General features: G+C 63.0%; 19 protein-coding genes. 10 read left to right on the forward strand and 9 right to left on the reverse strand.

Features of this window, described 5'->3' with window-relative positions:
- Nucleotides 1-131: 131 nt before the first annotated feature.
- Nucleotides 132-314, reverse strand: a complete 183-nt coding sequence (locus tag ACFXS9_RS18850) for a hypothetical protein (protein ID WP_392691021.1) — start codon at nt 312-314, stop codon at nt 132-134.
- 818 nt (nt 315-1,132) lie between these two features.
- Here ACFXS9_RS18850 and ACFXS9_RS18855 point away from each other — a divergent pair.
- From ACFXS9_RS18855 to ACFXS9_RS18870, 4 genes are all read left to right on the forward strand, one after another.
- Nucleotides 1,133-1,375 (forward strand): hypothetical protein, encoded by a 243-nt coding sequence (locus tag ACFXS9_RS18855; RefSeq protein ID WP_392691024.1) that lies wholly within the window; start codon nt 1,133-1,135, stop codon nt 1,373-1,375.
- Between the two features lie 705 nt (nt 1,376-2,080).
- Nucleotides 2,081-2,260, forward strand: coding sequence for a hypothetical protein (locus ACFXS9_RS18860; protein WP_156434032.1), 180 nt, complete (start codon nt 2,081-2,083; stop codon nt 2,258-2,260).
- Nucleotides 2,261-2,980: 720 nt separating this feature from the next.
- Entirely contained in the window at nt 2,981-3,160 is a 180-nt protein-coding gene (locus ACFXS9_RS18865) for a hypothetical protein (protein ID WP_213285841.1), read from the forward strand.
- A 213-nt stretch (nt 3,161-3,373) separates the two neighbouring features.
- Nucleotides 3,374-3,616, forward strand: a complete 243-nt coding sequence (locus tag ACFXS9_RS18870) for a DUF6894 family protein (RefSeq protein WP_392691026.1) — start codon at nt 3,374-3,376, stop codon at nt 3,614-3,616.
- A 12-nt stretch (nt 3,617-3,628) separates the two neighbouring features.
- Here the strand turns inward: ACFXS9_RS18870 and ACFXS9_RS18875 are convergent, their stop codons facing one another.
- From ACFXS9_RS18875 to ACFXS9_RS18885, 3 genes are all read right to left on the reverse strand, one after another.
- Nucleotides 3,629-3,964 (reverse strand): PilZ domain-containing protein, encoded by a 336-nt coding sequence (locus tag ACFXS9_RS18875; protein ID WP_392691029.1) that lies wholly within the window; start codon nt 3,962-3,964, stop codon nt 3,629-3,631.
- Between the two features lie 109 nt (nt 3,965-4,073).
- Entirely contained in the window at nt 4,074-4,304 is a 231-nt protein-coding gene (locus ACFXS9_RS18880; RefSeq protein WP_028350018.1) for a hypothetical protein, read from the reverse strand.
- An 82-nt stretch (nt 4,305-4,386) separates the two neighbouring features.
- Complete coding sequence (locus ACFXS9_RS18885; protein WP_392691032.1) at nt 4,387-4,662, reverse strand: hypothetical protein; 276 nt, start codon at nt 4,660-4,662, stop codon at nt 4,387-4,389.
- Nucleotides 4,663-4,892: 230 nt separating this feature from the next.
- Here ACFXS9_RS18885 and ACFXS9_RS18890 point away from each other — a divergent pair, with 230 nt between their 5' ends.
- Nucleotides 4,893-5,354 (forward strand): PaaI family thioesterase, encoded by a 462-nt coding sequence (locus ACFXS9_RS18890; protein ID WP_213285844.1) that lies wholly within the window; start codon nt 4,893-4,895, stop codon nt 5,352-5,354.
- Between the two features lie 893 nt (nt 5,355-6,247).
- Here the strand turns inward: ACFXS9_RS18890 and ACFXS9_RS18895 are convergent.
- Together ACFXS9_RS18895 and ACFXS9_RS18900 are read right to left on the reverse strand one after the other, a co-directional pair.
- Nucleotides 6,248-8,284, reverse strand: coding sequence for a pyrroloquinoline quinone-dependent dehydrogenase (locus ACFXS9_RS18895; protein ID WP_392691036.1), 2,037 nt, complete (start codon nt 8,282-8,284; stop codon nt 6,248-6,250).
- A 54-nt stretch (nt 8,285-8,338) separates the two neighbouring features.
- Nucleotides 8,339-9,787, reverse strand: coding sequence for a caspase domain-containing protein (locus ACFXS9_RS18900; RefSeq protein WP_392691039.1), 1,449 nt, complete (start codon nt 9,785-9,787; stop codon nt 8,339-8,341).
- Between the two features lie 220 nt (nt 9,788-10,007).
- Between ACFXS9_RS18900 and ACFXS9_RS18905 the strand changes: the two genes are divergently transcribed.
- Entirely contained in the window at nt 10,008-10,415 is a 408-nt protein-coding gene (locus ACFXS9_RS18905) for a hypothetical protein (RefSeq protein WP_392691042.1), read from the forward strand.
- A gap of 2 nt (nt 10,416-10,417) precedes the next feature.
- Here ACFXS9_RS18905 and ACFXS9_RS18910 read toward each other — a convergent pair whose 3' ends face one another.
- Complete coding sequence (locus ACFXS9_RS18910) at nt 10,418-12,124, reverse strand: ShlB/FhaC/HecB family hemolysin secretion/activation protein (RefSeq protein ID WP_392699851.1); 1,707 nt, start codon at nt 12,122-12,124, stop codon at nt 10,418-10,420.
- 208 nt (nt 12,125-12,332) lie between these two features.
- Between ACFXS9_RS18910 and ACFXS9_RS18915 the strand changes: the two genes are divergently transcribed.
- The 4 genes from ACFXS9_RS18915 (at nt 12,333) to ACFXS9_RS18930 (ending at nt 18,541) form a co-directional block, all read left to right on the forward strand.
- Nucleotides 12,333-13,439: a FecR domain-containing protein gene (locus ACFXS9_RS18915; protein WP_392691044.1), complete on the forward strand. Its 1,107-nt coding sequence runs from the start codon at nt 12,333-12,335 to the stop codon at nt 13,437-13,439.
- A gap of 66 nt (nt 13,440-13,505) precedes the next feature.
- A complete protein-coding gene (locus tag ACFXS9_RS18920; protein WP_392691047.1) occupies nt 13,506-16,232 on the forward strand; it encodes an EAL domain-containing protein in 2,727 nt (908 codons plus the stop codon).
- 174 nt (nt 16,233-16,406) lie between these two features.
- A complete protein-coding gene (locus ACFXS9_RS18925; RefSeq protein WP_392691050.1) occupies nt 16,407-17,600 on the forward strand; it encodes a GNAT family N-acetyltransferase in 1,194 nt (397 codons plus the stop codon).
- Nucleotides 17,597-18,541 carry a cupin-like domain-containing protein gene (locus ACFXS9_RS18930; protein ID WP_392691052.1) on the forward strand — a complete coding sequence of 315 codons (945 nt, stop codon included), beginning with the start codon at nt 17,597-17,599 and terminating at the stop codon, nt 18,539-18,541. The genes ACFXS9_RS18925 and ACFXS9_RS18930 overlap by 4 nt, the downstream gene beginning before the upstream one ends.
- A gap of 6 nt (nt 18,542-18,547) precedes the next feature.
- Here the strand turns inward: ACFXS9_RS18930 and ACFXS9_RS18935 are convergent, their stop codons facing one another.
- Entirely contained in the window at nt 18,548-19,186 is a 639-nt protein-coding gene (locus tag ACFXS9_RS18935) for an NIPSNAP family protein (protein ID WP_392691055.1), read from the reverse strand.
- A gap of 130 nt (nt 19,187-19,316) precedes the next feature.
- Nucleotides 19,317-19,982 (reverse strand): DsbA family oxidoreductase, encoded by a 666-nt coding sequence (locus ACFXS9_RS18940; RefSeq protein ID WP_392691058.1) that lies wholly within the window; start codon nt 19,980-19,982, stop codon nt 19,317-19,319.
- Nucleotides 19,983-20,118: the final 136 nt, after the last annotated feature.

Below are 20,118 nucleotides of genomic sequence, written 5' to 3' on the forward strand. Positions count from 1 at the left end.
AAGACGGCATCGGCAAGTTTCAATGTGTCAAATGCGACCACGTTGATCCGATGCAGTTGTTAGACATTCAGGATTTGATCAAGAGCGAACTGCGACCGCCTGAGTAAGGCCGCCTCAGTTGGCGGCCTCTTTCATTCCATGCATCTCGGCTTTTCATCTTCTTGATCGGCGAGGATTTCCTTATCGAGTTCCAGCTTCTTAATCAGGCGCTCGACCTCCTTCACGCCGATGTTGCCGGTGACGATCAGCCGAAAACTGGCATCTTTAGCTAGCAGCCCGGTCGTAAGTTCTCGCTCTCCGGCCATGATCTTCACCTATCCCGCGAAGCAGATTGAAGTCATTGCCACCCTTTGCGAGCGCGTCGGCATCCGGACTGTCGCGCGCCTGACCGGCGTCACCGAGTGGCCCAAAGAAACGGCCCCAGCTCGGGGACGTCTGAGGCCGTTCTAGGTCGGAGCGCTCAGTCGGCGGAACGCACCCGACTACTCAAGGGACGCACTCTGCTTTTGTTCCAATCTAAGGACTCTGCGAGTGGCCTTTGAACCTTGGCACGACGTGTGCAGACATACCCTTGCTGGGGGATTGCAATGTCCAGCCTTGCAACACCGCCACTGAGCAATATTCAGCTCGGTGGCGTTGTCGTTTTCACAGTGGCTCACTTTGAAACGGAGGGTGGCCTGTTTCGGCCAGTACCGCCGCCCCCCTTTCGCCGGCCCCCTTGATCACGAAAACAGAAAGACCCCGATCAGCAAACCTGCTGCAAATGCCCACAGGCCTAGTGTGCAAGCCGAGACAATACGGACGAGAATACGAAGGTCCTGCGGGACCTCATGGGATTGGTCCGCCATGCAGCCGTCCCCCTGAGCAGCAATTGGCTGGGGTCGTCCTTTTTATGGACGGGCGGCATCCTGGCCGCCTGGCCATGCATTAAACCCCAACTCCGGTGCCGTCTGTCAAGCTTCCGACATTGTCGGTTTTCGGGGGCCTGATTTGAATTGGCGAGTGGCCTATTTCGGCCAGCACCGCGAGTGCCAGGTTCGTGGCCCCTTTAATTTGGGGTGGTCTCCTTTGTCTTCGAACCAATCTATCCCCCGCGTAGTTACATTGTCCGAACCCCGGAGGAGGAACGGCGATGAAATGGGCCTTAGTGGTTGTCGGCGTAACGATGCTCGCCAGTCCGGCATTGGCCGATCCATGGAAAGACGAAAGCGGTAAGGGCCGCTGGGGCCATGATCGCGGCGGCTACTATGGCCGCAGCTACAACGAAGCACGCGAGTACAAGCAGGAGTTTTACCGAGGCCCCTGCAAGATCGAACGCAAGTGGGAGCGCAACGGCGAGTATAAAGAAGAGACAAAGTGCAAGGGCTACCGTTAGCGCCCAACAGGCCGCCTCTGTTGGCGGCCTTTTGCCGCAAAACCTCGCGCGCAAATTGAAAGGGCCGCCTTTCGGCGGCCCCCAGCCGGTACAAATTGGTTCGGGATGAAAAGCAGCCCCGGCGACATCAAGCATAGAGTTTTCCACACCCACTTTTGGAGTCCGTAACACCACGGTGTCCAATACCGGAACTTCGGGGGGATCTCCGATCCCATCTCTCCTATGCGTCCTGACGGGGAGGCACCCCACTCGTCGCCTTTCGCTGCCCGGACGATCCCCCAACTACGCAAACATACGGAAGTGACCCGGCACCCCGCCTCGGAATATCTCTCGCCCATGACGGGCCGACATATTCTTTTCGCATGCCCACGGGCTGGGCACGAAGGTGCAGCATTGGCTTCCGGCGACCGCGCCGGAGGGCGAGCCGAATTCGTATGTGCCTCGCCTGCACCCGGCTTCACTTCATCCATAAGGAAACCGGGAAGCTTTTGGGCGAGGACTGATACCGCTCCACCCAGCCTCGCGGGGCTGGCGCCTTCGGCGCCCCGCCCCAGACAAGTCCGAACGCACGATCCCGCGTCAGCGCACCCGACTTAAGTATAGTTTTGCACTTTTCCCCGGAACGGATTTCGCCGCAGTGCGTAATTGCAGCGGGTGCGGCAGGTAGTGACGGGTAGTAACGAGTAGTAACGGGGAACCAGTATTGTGCCGGGCAAGAAATACCTCACGGAACAAGCCGCAACCTTTCTCAAATTTGCAATGGCCACGACGGATCCGGAGATCGCCGCGGGCTTTCTCGACAAGGCCGCCGACCTTCGGGCCAGAAGTGAAGAGGCGCCGGACGCCAGCCCCCGGGCGCCTGATGTAGAGCAGCCGGAAGGCTAGCTCTCGCGCGATGAGGCCGCCGAACCGGCGGCCTCATCGTTGTCCGACCCTGCAAATCGGGACGCAGTGACGTCGCCTACAATTTTAAGCGTGCTTGCGGCTCCATCTGAACCGTCCATCAAGGCGCTGCACGCTATGCCAGCGGCATGCAGATACAAACGACCGCCCCTGTGACCGTCCTTGCCGTCGAACCCGTCCTGCCGACGCTTCAACACCATGGCGCCCATCTCCTGACCTGGCTGCTGAACCTCAGCCGCGCGCCGGAGCCCTCAAGGGTGCCGCAGCCCGTCCGGCCGGACGCGCCGTCGAGAACCCATAATCCGCCGCGGCAGCCTTATCCATCGCGGCAGGAGTAGGAAGCCGGCACCCCGGGCGGCCGCGCCCCCTATGCGTGCAAATCGCCGGGCAGATTTGTCTCGGGCACGTTGAACCTTTTTCATGTCCCCCCCGACAAAATTCTTGCCTGGGACATTGCATCACTCGGGGAATAGGCCTGCGCCGCCAAGCGACCATACTCCGCTTGCGCGGCGCAGTGCTTTTTGCGCGCCGCGGAAATTAGGCTTGGCAAGGGAATTCGGTGACGCCCATGGGGTTTGAAGCCCCGCGAGCGGATTTCGGCCGTGCGCGTCGCGGCAAAGGCATTGCCTGCGGCAAGAACAATTGCAATTTTAAGTCAGAGGTCCGGTTTGAAGCGCTCGGGAGCCGCAGCGGGATTTCTCTATGATCCACAAGGGCGTCGAATACACCGTGACGGCGGTCGCTCCGGGCATCTGGAAATGGCAATTCCGTATCGGCGACAGGGTCGTCACGGGCAAGACCGAAGCCAGGCTCAATCTGCTTGCCATCCGGCGGGTCCAGCTTCGGATTGATCGCGAACTGAAAAAAGCCGAACGGGAGTAACCCGGCGGCCGCTCTCGCAGGCCTTTCACCGGAGAAGTTTCCCTGCAACTACATTAGGTTAGACTGATCGATAACCCGATCTATATGCCCGGCAACGTGCTTTGGCCCGTAAAAACCCGGGGTTGATCTTTCGATATGCGAGGAATCCACTCCCCGGCAAATGGGGGATCTCAGGGCCAACGGCGGCCCCATTTGACATTTGGTCAGCTTGCCATGCCGATCTTTTTCTTCAGCGTTCGACATGGCGAGGATGCGTGCGTCAGCAATGACGGTGCGGAATTTCCCGATCACCACGCCGCGTGGAAGGAAATGACTGGGGTCTGCGGCGACATGATCGCGGACGTTTCCCGCAAGCTGCCTGAAAACACCGAGTGGCAGATGGAATTGCTGGATGAATCCAGGAGGCCAATCTTCCGGATTCGCCTGGTGGCCGAGACGCTGCAGGATCCCGATTAAACGGACGATAGATTAGGCGTGGGCCTTGCGGGAAGCGGTATCGGGTTCACTTGGCGGCGCCACGCCGTTGCGCAGCTCCCGGCCGGAGACGAAGCGGACGCCGACCGATTCGCCCCTGCGCCAGATTAGTGTGCATACCCGCCGCACCTCGCCGCCCGCAGTGAGAGAAAGGCCGAACACCTTGGGAACCGCGAGGTCGCCCACATCCAGACAGGCGCCGTTGTCGGAAATGTCGAGGATGTAGCACTCGATCCATGGAGCATCCGGCGCCGGAATCAGGAATCCCGGCTTGCGCAAGTCGACCCGAACGAACTTGCGGGCACCAAGGTCTTTGCGGTCTCTCGCCATGATTTCTCCTGTGCGGGGAAACACTAGGCGGAATACCTGAATACCGGGTTATCGGTATCAGGCAAAAATCCTGGAGTCGCCGTTAATTCCGGCACTAGCTGAGGGTCGCCTAATCGGCGCTGGCAAGCCGGCGCATGGTGAATTCGATGTCGCCACTGGGCAGCTCGCGCCAGCTTTCGACCGAACTCATATAGGCCGCCTTGGGATAGCGGTTGAGGAAGTCGCGCGCCCTCGCCCTCGCCTGGTCACGCGGCAGCGTAAACGTCTCGCGCAGGTAGCCGTCGCCAAGCTTGCGCCGGCCGGCCATCCGGCTCGCGAGATCGCGCGGACGAAAGACCATGTCGTAACTCCAGACACGATGACGACAGGTCAAATATAGGGGTAGCGGCGAACAGATCCCACCCGCCGCCTTGGCGGGGAAGCTACTGGCTGCTGCTGCCGGTCTTGTTCTTCTTGGCGGGCGCCGCGGCCTTGGGCGCCTCGGTGCTGCGCACCGTGCCCCAGGGATCGGAAGAGGTCTTGGCATCGGGAATCTTCCGCAAGGAATCCTTGTAAGCCTTCTCCTTGATCGCGTCCTGCTCCCTTTCCTCCGGCGATTTGGACTGGAGTTCCGGCATCAGGTTGATATTGGGAGTCATCTGCGCGTGGGCCGGCAGCATCAACACCACCACCATTACGGCCGCGCTCAGCATTCTCATGACGCTCTCCTTTGCGATGCTTTCAGCGTTTCGGCAAAGATACCACCGACGTAACCGCCAAGCCAAGCAGGCGCGGACAAGCCTTTGGTTCGACGCCTGCAGGATCTCGGGCGCTTGCGCCCGATCGCTTTGCGGATCGCCCTGGACTGGCAGCCCACGCCGCTGTTCCCTTCGCCGCAATGACCACTACAATGCGCCGACAACAAGATCGGACGAGGAAACGGACGTTCATGCAACAACAGCCGCAAGCGGGCGAATTCGGCATCGCGGAAGCAACGCGCGTGCTCGGCGAGGTATTTGCGCCATGGGTGATGGATCTCAACCTGTCGATCGAGCGCTTTGACTCTGCTCCGCCCGGCGATGCCGCCGACTGGCAGCCGGGCGCGATCCTGCGCCTGCCGTTCTCGGAGCGGCTGTGCCGCAATGGCGGCACGGTCTCGGGCCAGGCGCTGATGGCATTCGCCGACACCGCGATGGTGATCGCCAACCTCGCCGCCAACCGCGGCTACCGTGCAATGACGACGGTCGACCAGACCACGCATTTCATGCGCGCGGTGTCTGCCTCCGACGTACTGGCCGATGCGCGCGTGGTCCGCCTCGGGCGCACCATGAGCTTCGGCCGGGTCACGCTGCTTTCGGCCACCGACAACAAGCCGGTGGCGATGGTCTCAAGCGCGTTCGCGATGCTTTAGAAAATTGTAGGGTGGGCAAAAGCGAAGCGTGCCCACCCTTTATCATCGAGCGCACTTTCCGATGGTGGGCACGCGGAGCCTGTCATCGGGCGCGCATTCGCGCGACCCGTTGGCTTTGCCCACCCCTGCAAACTGCGAACTGATTGCCACGCGCCCAAGCAAAATTTCAATGCGCGGCTGCGACCGAATTGGCACGACGGGCAAATCACTTCTGATTTTCAGAAATCGCGTCAAGCCCGGGAATCAAAAATATTCCGCTTAACTTGTCACGCAAATCAGCCGCATATTTCCGCCCGTCTCACCCATTGAGGGGCGCTCGCGATCGTCACGAACGTGCGGTGAGATGCGATGGACGCGGAAAGCGCAAGACGTAGGCGCAGGAAGCGTACGGCGAAGTCGTGTGGTTCGGGCGCCGCGGTGCTGGCGCTAAGCTGCGTGAAACTATTTGCGCAGCGACGGAGGCAAAAGAGCCGTTCTCCGGGAAGAGCACGAAGTAAGCCGTAAAGCCATTGCGCAGGGAAGGCCGGGATGCTCCCGCTGTACCTGTATGCTCGTGTGCATCTTTTTATGCGCAAGCAGCACACGAGACCGCGGGTGCAGCCAGCACCCGGTCTTCCCTGCGCCCTCTCTCAACGAGAGGGCCAAACGAAGATGCAAAGCTCGGGCGGAACGCGCCGCGGGAACGCGAAACTATGTCCACCGTCATTGCGAGCGAGTTGTTTGACGGTCAAATCCAAAATCCATCCTCACGTCGTCCCTGCGAACGCAGGGACCCATAGCCACCGGCCGAAGTTGTTTTATCAGGTCGTAGTTAGCTTGTCGTTTCTAACAAGAACTGCCGCGGAGTATGGGTCCCTGCGTTCGCAGGGACGACGATGGAGTTGTTGCGGAATCTACACCTTGACCACCCTGCTCCGCCGCCAGCGCCACAGCACGATCGCCATCACCACGATCACCAACCCGACCGCAATCGCCCCGCTCATGAACCGTCCACCGGGCCGGTCGATGGTGCGCGACCACAGCGAGGGCGCCTCGCCCGGCCGCGCCAGGCGGAACGCCACCACGCTGTCGCCGATCGTGGTGCCGGACTCGGAATGACCGCCGGCGCCGATCGCGACATATTGCTCGCCCTTCCACATGTAGGTCATGGGATTGGCGACGCCCGGCACCGGCAGACGGCCCTGCCACAGCTCCCGCCCCGATCGGGCGTCGAAGGCGCGCAAATAAGCATCCATCGCGCCGGTGAAGACGAGGCCGCCGGCGGTGATCGCGACGCCGCTGACGAGCGGCGTGCCGAAGGGAAAAGCGATGCCGAGCGGCGCACGATCTTCCGTGGTGCCGACTCTCGATCGCCAGAGAATCTTGCCTGCCTTCAGATCGACCGCGACCATCTCGCCCCAGGGCGGCTTGTTGCACAACAGACCCAGCGGCGACAGTGCAACGGCGCGCGTCATCGCAAACGGCGTGCCCTGTTGCCGTCCGAAGTCGTGACCGGGCGGCGGGCTAAAGCCATCGGCAACAGCGGCACGTGGAAGCAATTTGATAATGTGAATCGCCCGCGTCGCATTGGCGTAAAGGATCTGGTTGACCGGATCGAATGCGACGCCGCCCCAGTTCACACCACCGCCGGTCATTGGAAACACCACGGTGCCTTGCGTGGACGGCGGCGTGTAGAGGCCTTCGTTGCGCGCCGATGCGACCTGCGCGCGGCAGGCCCCGCTGTCCCAAAACGGAATCAGGCCGAACACGTCGTCAGCCGAGATTTGTTGCGGCAGCAGCGCCGGGACGTGGGTCGGAAACGGCTGCGTCGGCGAGAGCTGCTCGCCTTCGGCGCCGCCCTGCGGCACCGCGCGTTCCTCCACCGGCCATATTGGCTCGCCGGTGTCGCGGTCGAGCACGAACACAAAGCCCTGCTTGGTGGGCTGGATCACGACGTCGCGCTCGCCTTTGCCGGTGTCGATCCGCGCCAATGTCGGCTGCGCCGGCAGGTCGTAATCCCAGACATCGTGGTGCACGGTCTGAAACGACCAAACCCGTTCGCCGGTCTCGGCGCGCAGCGCCACCACCGAATTGGCGTAATCATTGTTGCCGGGCCGTTTGCCGCCCCAGAAATCCGGGCTCGGCGAGGACGTAGGCAAGAATACCAGGCCGCGCTCCTCGTCCACCGACATCGGCGCCCAGACATTGGCGTGGAAGGCAATCACGCCATCATGCACCAGCGGATCGAAGCTCCAGCGCGGTTGCCCGGTTCGCGCATCGAAAGCGCGCACCGTGCCCGGCGGCGCTTCGACGCGGCGATTATCTGCAATTGCAGAGCCGACGATGACGGTGTCGCTGATAATGACGGGCGCCGACGTGATCTGGAATTCGCCGGGCCACTCCAATGGCCCGAGTGCGAACTTGATCTCGCCATTGTTGCCGAAATCGGCGCAGCGGACGCCGGTCCTGGCGTCGAGCGCGATCAAGCGCACGTCGTTGGTGCCCATGAATATCCGTGCGCGGCAGGCGGCAGTCTCGGCGGCGCGCTCGTCGAGCCAATAGGCAACGCCGCGGCAAGTGTAGCGGTTGGCCGGGCGTTGAGCGGTCGAGATATCAGGATCATATCGCCACTTCTGCACACCACTGCCGGGGTCGAGCGCGATGATCTCGTTGAAGGGCGAGCAGAAGATCAGGCTGTCCTCGACAAGCAGCGGCGTGGCCTGAAACTTGGTCCGCTTCATCGCCTCGACCGGCCGGCGATCGAGATCGCCGGTGCGAAACTCCCAGGCGCGAACGAGACTGCCGACATTGTCGGGCGTGATCTGCTTGAGCGGCGAAAACCGCGATCCGCCGCGATCGCCACCCCAATGCTCCCAGGCGGAAGCAGGAAGCGGATTGGCCGCGCAGAAGATGGCAACGATCAAAGCGAACAGACAAACCGGATTTCGCATCCTGCCCCCGCAAGCGCAACCCACGCTTGCGGGATCGATTACCCTATTGGCAGGTCAGTATCTACCCCGACTGCCGTGGTCGCCATAATTGCCGCCGCGTCCGCCGCCGAATCCACCGAGACCGATCCCGATGCCGATGCTGACCGGCGGTGGCGGTGGCGGCTGCTCGTAGACCACGCGCGGGGGCGGACGGCGAACGACCACAACGTCGTCATCCGGCTCACGCTCGCGCCGCGGCGGCCTGCGATCGACCCGCTTCGGTGGATCCGGCTCGACGCGCTTGACCGGCACATTGACCTTGATCTTCGGCTGCTGCGGCGGCTGGATGTTGCAGGGACACATCGGCGCGGCGAGCGCGACGTTCTGCGGCACGGCTGCGTTGGCGGCCACAACGGCCGGGGTGAAGTCGGGACGGTTGCGCAGCCGCTCCTCCAGCTTGCGCGCGGTCGCGGCCAGATCGCTGTCGGGGAATCGGGTCAGGAACGAACGATAAGCGGACGCGGTGTTGATCAGCACAGCGTTATTCCACGCCACCATGCGCCGGTGACGGACCAGCCAGTCCCGCGCCAGCCGCCCGAGCGACGTTTGCGGGTAAAGGCCGGCAAAGGCCTCATAGGCTTCGTCGGTGCCGTCGGCCACGATCAATTCGTTCGCAGCCTCGACCGGCTTGCCCGTCAGATCGCGCGTCCACTCGGCAACCGTCTTCTTCGGAGCTGCGGCAGGCTTGGGTCCGGCGACCGAGGCGCCGAAAAAGCGGAAATCCTCGGTCAGCGAAGAGCTGTCCCACGGCGTCTGCCGCCCTTCGGTGACCTTGTTCACCGCAAGCCGCACCCGCTTGAAGGTCTCCTCGATCGGAATCCCCTGCTGCTTGCCGGCCGCGAGCAGCGCGGTGGTATACGGGCTGTTGGAGCCCGAGCCGTCTTCCGCGACCGCGCCGGGCGAAGTCGAGAACGACAGGAACGTGCCAGGCGAGCCGACCTTGGCATCGACCAGCGCAAGGCCGCTGCCGGCGGTCTTGAGATCGGGGAACGGATTGTTGCGGCAGGCATCGAGCATCAGGATGCGCATCCTGCTCGGCACCGATGTCAGCGTGTTCAGGATGTCGTTGAGGCGCACCGCCTGGATAGGAATGTCGGCTTCCCGCTTCGGATCGATATCGACCGGGACCAGAAAATTCTCGCCGTCGATCTGCAGCCCATGGCCGGCGTAAAACACCAGGGCGATCGTATCGGCGCCTTTCGCGGCCACCTTGCCTGCGAATTCGCTAACCACCTCCCGCATTTGATTCTGCGAAAGATCGGCAGCGGTCGAAACCTCGAAGCCGGAATCGGTCAGCAATTGCGTGACCGCCCTGGCGTCATTGGCCGGATTGGGCAGCGCAGGCACCGAGCGATAGGCGGATTGGCCGATCACCAGTGCGAGGCGACTTTCGGCGGAGGCCGAATGGGCGCCCAGCAGAACCGCCGCAGGAATCATCAGCTTGAGCAGCGCGTGACGGAACATGATGCCACCTCCCGACAATGCAGGCTTCGGATTGGTCACGGCCTCGAAGCCAAAGGTTCAAGCCGGCCGCGCGATGTGAGGCGCGACGGCGGCCCCATTCAACGGCGATCTTGTCGCAGGCTCAAAATCCCGCGCAGTGATCCAAATCACAGTCGCGAGATCATTATGTGCACGGCAATCCCCTGTCCGAGATGGCGCCGCCGGGGTAAAACAACCTCCGATGCGGCGGATCGTGGTTCACATAGCGCTGGTAGCGGGCGCAGCGCTGACGCTTGCGGGTTGCGGTTTTGCCGACGTCCGCGCGCCGGTGCCCGACTTCATGCGCGGCAAGGCGCCCGACCCGCCCGCGCTCGGAACACCACCGGACGTCAAGATGCTGCTGCGGCAGAAACTGGATTCGGTGTTCGTGGCGGCCTCGCAACCGACCCAGGTCCGCGTCTCCGAGCCGCGCCCCAACCTCCGCGGACCGGGCTGGACCGCCTGCGTCAAGGCCGAAGTGGTTTCGGTGACCGGCACGCCGCTGGGCACGCAGACCTATCGGATCGAAATTTCCGACGGCGCGATCGCCGATCGCCAAAAGGTCGAAGCCGAGGATACCTGCGCGACCGAGAGCTACGAGCCGGTGTAGCCCTACAAACACCGCGTCGTCGCCCTTACCGGACACAGCTTCAGCGCGCTCGTCAGCGAGAACAGTACCCTCGCCCCGCGGGTGGGGTTGTCAGGCGCGCGGTAGCTGAGCGGCGCGGCGGCGCCGATGTCGGCCTGCAGGCCTTCCTTGAGGAAGAAGCGGACGCCGCCGCCGGCCGAGGTCAGCGAAAGGCCGTCGCTGAGCTGGTAGCCGTCATTCCAGGCGACACCGCTGTCGACGAAGCCGTAGAGCTGGTAGCCGCTCAGATATTGCAAGTTCGTCTTCTGGTCGAAGCGCAGTTCGAGCGAGCCCGCGAGGCCGTTGTCGCCGCTGATCTCGGCGCTGCCATAGCCGCGGCCGAACGCAATGCCGCCGAGATAGAATTGCTGCGATGTGAAGAGCGGGCGGGACGCCGCCTGGCCGGCGGCCGCGAGCTTCACCGACCATGCATCCGTCAGCGTCTGATAGCGCGTGAACCAGAAATTCAGCGCGGAGAAAGTGCCGGACGCGCCGACGCGCGACAGATAATCGTCGTCGCGGTTCGAGGCGTCGAGAATGTCGAGGCCCTGGCGATAATTCACCGTCAGATAATTGGTGCCGCCGAAATTGTCCTGCAGGCGGTAGTCCGACGTAAGGCTAGCGATGCGGATGCGATCCGCGTAGATCGGGCCGAACACATCATTTTCAGTGGCATTGGTGAATCCGGCAGCCGCGGTCAGCGTCAGGCTGGACTTCTGCGACTGCAACGGAGCGATGCTGCCCCGAAGTTCGAACGAATGGGTCTTGATGTTGTCGCTGTAGAGACGGCGGTAATCGCCGGGCCAGACTTCGCTGTAATAGCCGGACGCACCGATACGCGCACCGTCAGTGCCGACGGGCACTTCGTAGGACAGACGGCCGAATGCGAGCTGCCTGGGATCGCCGGGCGTGGTCGAAAGGTTGAACACGAGCGAATCGCCGGGCGCGAGATAGGAGTTGAACGCGGCTGTCCCGTAGCTTTGCCAGGGTCCGACCGACGACGATCCGAGATTGTCGATGCCGAACGAGGTGAAGACGTGCCAGGTTTTCACGGAGACGATCAGGCGGAAATGGCCGGTTGTCGTGCCGATCTCATCGATCGCGGTGTCAATGATGCGCACGCCTGGGCGGCCATTGATCAGCAGCAATTGCCGCTCGAGCGTTGCAAGCCGCGAGGGCCGTTCGGCCAACACGGCATCGAGCATCGGCCGGACGCCGAATTCGTCGGCGCCGTCCCCCTTCACCGTCAGCTCCGTGATGCTGCCTTCGACGACCTGAATGCGAAGCTCGCCGCTCTGGATATCCTGCGGCGGGATGACCGCCCGGCTGAGGTGAAAGCCAGCGGCGCGATAGACCTCGCTGACCGCACTGGCCATCGCCGTCAGGTCGGCCTGCGACACCTTTTTCCCGATGTAGGGTTGATACGCCGTCACCAGCCGGTCCTGCGGTATCGCGACGGCGCCGCTGATCGAGACGTGCCGAAGCAGGAACAGCGGCTTGGTGTCTCCCTGCCCCTCCGTCCCGGCGAATTGCGGCGACGGCAACCGGGGCCGCCCGTTCGCGCCCGGGCTCGATTGCTGGTCCTCGAAACGCTTTTCGGTCTGCCGCGGATCGTAACCGGGCTGATGCGCTTGCTGCGCTTGCGCCGGCAAACAGATGAGCGAAGTCCACAGCCCGAGGCCAACCACCACACGGGACAAAGCTGAACAGGCCGACTTCCGTAATTGTACGGACAAGAAACCGAAATCGTGAGCGGAACCGCTAGCCATCTGATTTTTAATAGAAAATTATGGTCAACGAATGGTTAACGCGTCCCTCACAGAGCACGGCTTCTGCTCACTCAATGTTGAAACATTTCCAATAGCGTCCGGGACAAAGTGGCAAATCAGAGAGAGTTTCATGCGCGCGATCCCTCACGTCTCGAGAACACTCGCGGCGATGCTTTTCCTGGCGACGGCTTCGATCGCTGACGCCGCCGATGGCGGCGAGTGGACGGTCAGCAGATACTCCGGCGAGGTCTGGCTCACCGGCAGCAGCGTGCAGCAAGCATCGATCAAGCAGGAAGACGTGTTGAAGCCGGGCGATACGGTTCGCACCGGCCGCACCGGTCGCGTCCTGTTGAAGCGCGGCGAGGAAATGATCATGCTTGCACCGAATTCCGTGGTCAGCGTCCCCGCCCGGAAGAAGGAAGGGCTGTCGACCACGATCGTGCAACAGGCGGGTTCGATCCTGCTCGACGTCGAAAAACGTAACGTCAAGCATTTCGAGGTCGAAACGCCCTACCTCGCCGCCGTGGTGAAGGGCACGCAATTCCGTGTCACCGTGAACGCCGGCAAGACCACCGTCGACGTGATCCGCGGTCAGGTCGAAGTCGCCGATTTCAAGTCGGGTCAGATCGCGCAAGTGATGGCCGGGCAGCACGCGACCGCGTTCGCGAACGGCAAGACCGGGCTGTCGCTGGGCGGGGCCGGCGTCCTTGCTCCGATCGAGCAAGGCAAGCCGCGCGCACCTTCGATCGAGCGCGTGCCGGTGCCGCGCAACGGTCTCTCCGCGCCACGCCATGCGGCCAACGGACAAGACAAGCATGCGAGCGCCCATCCCGCCAAACATGGCGTCACTCGCATCTCCTCGTCGATCGGCGAAGTCCGGGTGAACTTCCATCGCGTCACCAACGGTCTCGCCCATGGCGGTTCGGCTTCGGTCGGCGCGGCGCGGGGCGCCTCCGAACCCAATACGGTCTGGAGTTCATCAACTCCCGGCACGGACACGGCCGCCGCCAACAATGGTCAGGGAGATAATGGCAACGGATCCGCCGCCAGTGCCGCCGGTCGAGCAAATGCAAGCGCGGTAGCGGCTGTCGCCGGGGGCAACAGCAATAGCGGCAATGGCAACAGCGGCAATGGTAACGGCAACGGCAATAGCAATGGCAATGGCGGCAGCGAAAATGCCGGCAACGGAGCCAACGGCAGTGGCCGTGGCAACAGTGGACACGGAAGAGGCCGCTAACCGCACGATCAACTGCAAGAGAACTGAACGACCAGTCAAACCCGAAAACACCAGAATGGTGACCAAGTGAAACGATATCGGCCGCATATTTTCGTGACGATTGCGCTGGCAATCGTCCTGGCGGGCGGCTGGCACAGCTCGCTTCGCAACACCCTGGCCGACCTGCGGTTCGCCTGGCAGTCGCGACAGGTCAGCGGCGACATCGTGGTGATCGCGATCGACGCATCGTCGATCGACAGGATCGGCGTCTGGCCGTGGCCGCGCCTGCTCCACGCCGAATTGATCCGGCAGCTTCAGAAGGCGGACGTCCAGGACATCGCACTCGATGTCGACTTCTCGACACCTTCGGATGCGTCCTCGGACCGAAGCTTTGCCGAAGCCCTCGAGGGCGCCGGCGGATCGGTGGTGCTGCCCGCCTTCCAGCAGCCCCGCACCGACAGGACGACGCTTCACATCAATCGCCCGCTGCAGCAATTCGCCGAACATTCGTGGTCGGCGATCGTCAATGTCGAGGTCGGGCCCGATGGCCTCGTCCGGCGTTATCCGTTCGGTGAGAAGCTGGACGGCAAGTTCGTGCCGTCGATGGCTGCCGTGCTCGCCGGCCAGTACGCCGAAAAGCGCACACCCTTTTTGATCGACTTCAGCATCCGAACGGCCGGAATCACCAAAGTGTCCTTTGCCGATGTTCTGAGCGGTGACCCGGCAACACTGCAAAAACTCAGGGGCAAGAAGGTCGTCATCGGCGGCACGGCGCTCGAACTTGGTGACCGCTTCAGCGTGCCGAACGGTGTGATCCTGTCCGGCCCGGTGCTGCAGACGCTAGCTGCGGAGTCGCTGCTGCAGAACCGCGCGCTGCAATGGACCTCGGGCGTCTTCACCGCGGCCGGCCTGGCGTTGCTCGCCTTGCTGACGCTGTTCTCGTGGCGCCGCCTCTCCGCCGGCAAGCGGGTCGCGCTGCTCGGCGCGACGGCGTTCACGCTCGAGGCAGGCGCGTTTGCCCTGCAGGCGGCGTTCCCGCTCATTCTGGATACCTCGCTGTTTCACATCGCCATCATCGTCTACGTCGCGGCCATCGCCCTCGACGAAATCGACATCCGGGATCTGCTCGGCCGGGTCGCCGAGAGCCGCTTTCAGCGCGTGGCGATGTCGCTCGGCGACGGCCTGATCTGTACGGACTCCAACTATTCGATCACGGTGTGGAACCCGGGCGCGACCGCGATCTTCGGCTATCTGCCCGAAGAGATGATCGGTCGGCCGTTCGACGAGATTTGCGCACGTGACGAAGCCCTCGCCACATCCGCCTTCTCCATCAAGAACGCGGCACATCTGGCTGCCGGATCAGTGGTCGAGTTTGACGGACGCCGCAGCAATGGCGAGGTGTTTCCGGTCGAGGCTTCCTTCTCCGGCTGGCAAGGCACCGACGGGCTTCAGTTTGGCGCGATCCTGCGCGACATCTCGGTACGCAAGCGCGAAGCCGAGAGAGTCAGATACCTGGCGGAACACGACACGCTGACGGGGCTCATCAACCGCAACACGCTTCACACCCAGCTCGAGGCCAAAATTTCCGCGGCCGAGACGGACGGCCGCAAGGTGGCACTGCTGGTGATCGGCATCGACGGCTTCCAGCAGATCAACGACATGCTCGGCCACACCTGTGGCGATCTCGTGCTTCGCGCCATTTCGCAGCGACTGACGGCGGCTATTCCGCCGGCGGGTCTGGTCGCCCGCTTGAGCGGAGACGAATTCGCCATCGCCGTTCCGACCAGCGACATCGGAGAAAACCTCAGCCGCTTCGCCGAACAGATCGGCGACGGCTTCGACGCGCCGCTGCTGGCCGGAAACCGCCACCTCCGCGTCAAGGTCAGCATTGGAGCTGCCGTTTGTCCGGGCGATGGGCGAACGGCGGGCGAACTCCTCAGCAACGCCCATCTGGCGTTGAGCCGCGCCAAGGCGACGAACCGCGGCGGCCACGTGGTGTTCGAAGACTCGATCCGCCGCGAACTGGAGACGCGCCTGACGCTGGAAGCGGAGCTGGCGCTGGCTGCGGAGCGCAATCAGTTCGAATTGTTCTACCAACCACAATTTCATCTGGCCGACGGCCGATTGATCGGCGCCGAAGCCCTGATCCGCTGGCGTCATCCCGTGCGGGGCCTGGTTTCGCCGGGCGAGTTCATGCCGGTCGTCAATACCTCTCCGATTTCCGAGCCGATCGCCGAATGGGTTCTCCGAACCGCCTGCACCCAGGGAGCCGCCTGGGAACGCGCGGGACACAAACTCCGCATCGGCGTCAACCTTTCGCCGTCGCAGTTGGAGTCCGGTGACCTCGCGGTCTCGGTCGCGCAGGTGCTCGCCAGCACCGGCTTGGGTCCAACCAGCCTCGAGCTCGAAGTCACCGAAGACATTCTGCTCCACGATGAGCAGGGCGCGCTGAATACGTTCCTCGAGATTCAGGAGCTTGGCGTTCGCCTCGTATTCGACGATTTCGGCACCGGCTTTGCCAGTTTGAGCTATCTGAAGAAGTTCCCGCTCGACGGGCTGAAGATCGACCGCTCTTTCGTATTGGGCTTGCTGACCAATCCCGACGACGCGGCGATCGTTAGCTCGACCATTGGACTGAGCAAGCAACTCGGCCTGTCTGTCATCGCCGAAGGCGTCGAGGACCGCGCCACGGCCGACTTCCTGGTCAGGATGGGCTGCGAAGAGGGACAGGGTTACTTCTTCGGCAAGCCCATGCCAGCTCGGGATTTTGAAGCCAAATTCCTGACCGCTCCCGCAGCCGCCGAGGTGGCCTGACGGCCCGCCGGTCAGATCAGGCTGAACGATCGGTTAACGCGACACCTCAAATGCGAGCGTCGCAGCAACGCTATTTTCCACCTCTTTCCACTAGCGTCGCCCCATGAACGCGATGAGCCGCCGGCGCCCTCAAGGTGTCGCCGGCATAAACATCGCGAACGGGGATTCGGGGAAGTGGCCGATATTACCGATACATCGACGGTGCGCCGTGCACCGAGCAAGGACGCGAATGCGCCAGCCATCGGCGAGGCGCTAACGCCGCTTACCGGCATCTCCGCGCCCCAATGGCGGGCGCTCACCGAGGGCGCCGCCGAGCCGAACGGTTATTACTTGCCCGAATGGGAACTGGCGGTGAATGCTTCGGCGCGGGGTCGCTCGAATGCCGCCGCGCTCGGCGCGTGGCACGATGCATCCACCTTGATCGGCCTTGTGCCCGTGATCTCGATGTGGCGCGCCTACAAGATCCCGCTGCCCGCTCTGGTCAGCGCCGATCCCTACGGCACGCTTCGCACGCCGCTGCTCGACGCTGATATGGCGGAGGAAGCCGTTACAAGCATCCTGCGCCGGGCCAGGCGTGCCGGCGCGCATGCGCTGATTTTCCGCGCCACCTCGCTCGATGGCGCAGCCATGAAGGCCTTCACCAAGGTGCTGCATCGCGGCGGCATCCAGCCGCTGGTGCTGCAATCGCATGTCCGCGCCTGCCTCGATGCCACGGCCGACGCCGATACCGTGCTGCGCGACGCGCTCGGCGCAAAGAAACTGAAAGAACTGCGCCGCCAGCGCAATCGCCTCGCCGAACACGGCGCCGTCCATTTCGACGTCGCGCGGACGCCCGGCGAGATCGCTGCCGCCGTCGAAACCTTCCTGGTACTGGAAGCCAGCGGCTGGAAGGGCCAGCGTGGCACGGCTCTCGGCCAGCACGAGGGCGATGCGGCGTTCGTCCGCCGCGCCACTTCGGCGCTGGCAGAGACCGGCCAATGCGAGATCGTGACCTTGCGCGCCGGCGAAACACCGGTGGCGACAGCGATCGTGCTACGCCATCAGGATCGCGCCTTCTACTTCAAGCTCGGCGTCGACGAGCGCTTTGCGAAGTTTTCGCCGGGCGTGCAACTGACGCTGGAGCTGACGCAGCATCTTTGCGCCGATCCAGCCATTGCCATGGTGGATTCCACCGCAAATCCCGACCATCCCATGATCAACCCGATCTGGCGCGGCCGCCTTGCGATCGGCGACGTGTTGATTCCGCTGCGGCGGAACGATCCTGTGGTGGCGTTGATTCGCGCCGCGCTCCCCTTGCGGTCGGCAATCCGCGAGCCGGCGCGGCGTCTCGTCCATTTCGTCAGAAAAGTCGGGAGAAATCCTAAATGAATACGCTCACCGCCATAGCGCCCGTCATTACGGCCGACCATGACGCGCTCCGCCGCGACTTTCCGCTAAAGCCGTTCGCGATCCGCCACAAGCTCGCCGGCCATCCGCTGCTGACGCTGCCACGCATCGCGCAATTGGCTTCCGAATTGCCACGCGACCTGATCGAATATAATTCCGGCAAGGTCGCGATCAGCCAGGATCCAGACGCGATTCCCTCAGTCGACCTCGACCCCGTCGAAGTCGTGAAGAGCATTGAGACCGCCGGCGCCTGGATGGTGCTCAAGCGCATCGAGAATTCGCCGGAATATCGGGCGTTGCTGGAGGATACGCTGTTGTCGGTTGCCCGTGCCCGCGGCTTCAACAGTTTGGCTGACGCCGGCTTCGAGCAGGTCGAAGGTTTCCTGTTCGTGTCCTCGCCGAACTCGACGACGCCATTTCATCTCGACAGCGAAGACAATTTCTTCGTGCACATCCACGGCGAAAAATTCTTCACGATCTTCGACAATGCCGACCGTTCGATCGTCTCCGACGACGAGATCGAGCGCTCGATGACCAAGCATCGCAACCTGAAATATGACGAGAGCATTGCGCCGTTGGGCAAGGAATTCCACCTGTTCGCGGGCGACGGCTGCTATGTGCCGTATCAATGGCCGCACTGGGTGCGCACCGCAGGCTCGTTCTCGATCTCGATGGCGATCACCTGGAAGACGCGCGAAGTGCGGCGGATGAACGATCTGCACTTTTTCAATTCGATGCTGCGCAGCATCGGCCTGCCGCAGCAGCCGCCGGGCAAACAGCCGCTGCTCGACGCGCTCAAGCTGGCGTTCTATCGCACCGTGACGACCGCGATAAAGCCGCTGCGTGCCTCGATGGCGATGCGCCGCGTGCTGCGGCGGATCGCGCTGGGGAAACGCGCGAACTATTATTTGAAGGGGGCGTAACCAGCCTCACTGCAGCGGCGAATGCGGCGCCGGCAGCATGATGGTCGAGTGCATCTCGTCGAGATATCCGGGACCCTTCCCGAGAAATTCCTGCCAGGCCGGATCCTTCATCGCGTTCCCGCGCACTTCGGCGCGGGCGTTCAGGCTGGGATAGGCCCAGATGTGGCAGGCTTCGTTCGGCTGGCCCGCTTCGGTAGTCCAGAGGCCGACGATCTTTGAATATTTTTCGCGCTCTGGCAGCACGGCGGTGAACGCATCGAGCCATTGCTTGAGGCCGCCCGCCGGCTTGGCGCGGTAGTTGCGGAGTTCGTAGACATTGCCCGTCGATGCCGGGGCAACCGGAGGCCTCACCGCGTTCATCAGGCGAACGTCCTGGCGGACCAGCAACGGGCGGATCAGCGGCACATATTCGCCGGTCCAGCGCGGGTTTTTCGTAAGCTCGGCGCGCAACCGGGCGCGCTCGTCAAGACTGTTGTAGCTCCACATGTGCAGAACCTGATTAAGCGGGCCGATCTCGGTCGACCAGTAGCCTTCGAGCTTGCCGTAATCGTCTTTGCGGATCTCGCGCGATATCGTACTCGCGGCCTTGATCATGTCGCCGAGCGTGCCGGGTCTTAAAGTGTAGGTGCGCAGTTCGTAGATCATGACGTCTCCCCAGGTTTGTTGTTGGTTTTGTAGGGACAGCGCCCATCAAACGCTACTGCGCTCGCGGAGAGAGGCCCCTCACTCCGACCCTCTCCCCGCAAGAGCGGGGCGAAGAGAAGAAAGCCGGTATCTACTCCGCCGCCTGCGCGTTGATTTCGCCGGACACCTGACGGATGGCGCGGGCGAGCTGCTCGGCGGGCTGCGCGCCTGATACTGCGTATTTCTGCGCGAACACGAACGTCGGCACGCCGGAGATACCCTTGTCGGAGGCCTCCTGCGCTTGCCCCGAGATCAGCGCGACGTCCTCATCGGTGGCAAGCCGCTTGCGCGCGTCGTCGGCGTCGAGCCCGACATCGGCCGCGGCCTGCACCAGCACGTTGATATCGGTCAGATCGCCGCCATCGCGAAAGTACAATTCCATCAGGCGCTGCTTCATCTCGGCAGCCTTGTCCTGCACTCCCGCCCAGTGGATCAGGCGATGGCAGTCGATGGTATTGGGCTGGCGCTTTACCAGTTCGGGCCGGTACGTCAGCCCCTCCTCGCCCGCAGCCGCCACGACGCGACCAGCGATACCCTTGTAGGCCTCGACCGAACCGAATTTTGCGGTCAGATATTCGTCGCGGCTGATGCCCTCGCGCGGCACCCAGGAATTGAGGAAGAACGGCCGCCAGCGCACTTCGACGGGAACATCCGGCACCAGCGCCAAGGCGTTCTCGATCCGGCGTTTGCCGATGTAGCACCAGGGGCAGACCACGTCGGAGACGATGTCGATCTTGAGAGGCTTGAGGGTGCTCATCGGGACGTCCTCGCTGATTGATGTCCCGGAAGGTAGTCCGATCGGACGACGAGACAAGGGCGATCCCCGCATGTCTCGTATCACTTCACCTCCGCTGTTATTGTGCCGAACGGCCGGCTCCGTACACCGACCTTGA

The sequence above is a fragment of the Bradyrhizobium sp. RDI18 genome (assembly GCF_043203335.1).
Lineage (GTDB): Bacteria > Pseudomonadota > Alphaproteobacteria > Rhizobiales > Xanthobacteraceae > Bradyrhizobium > Bradyrhizobium retamae.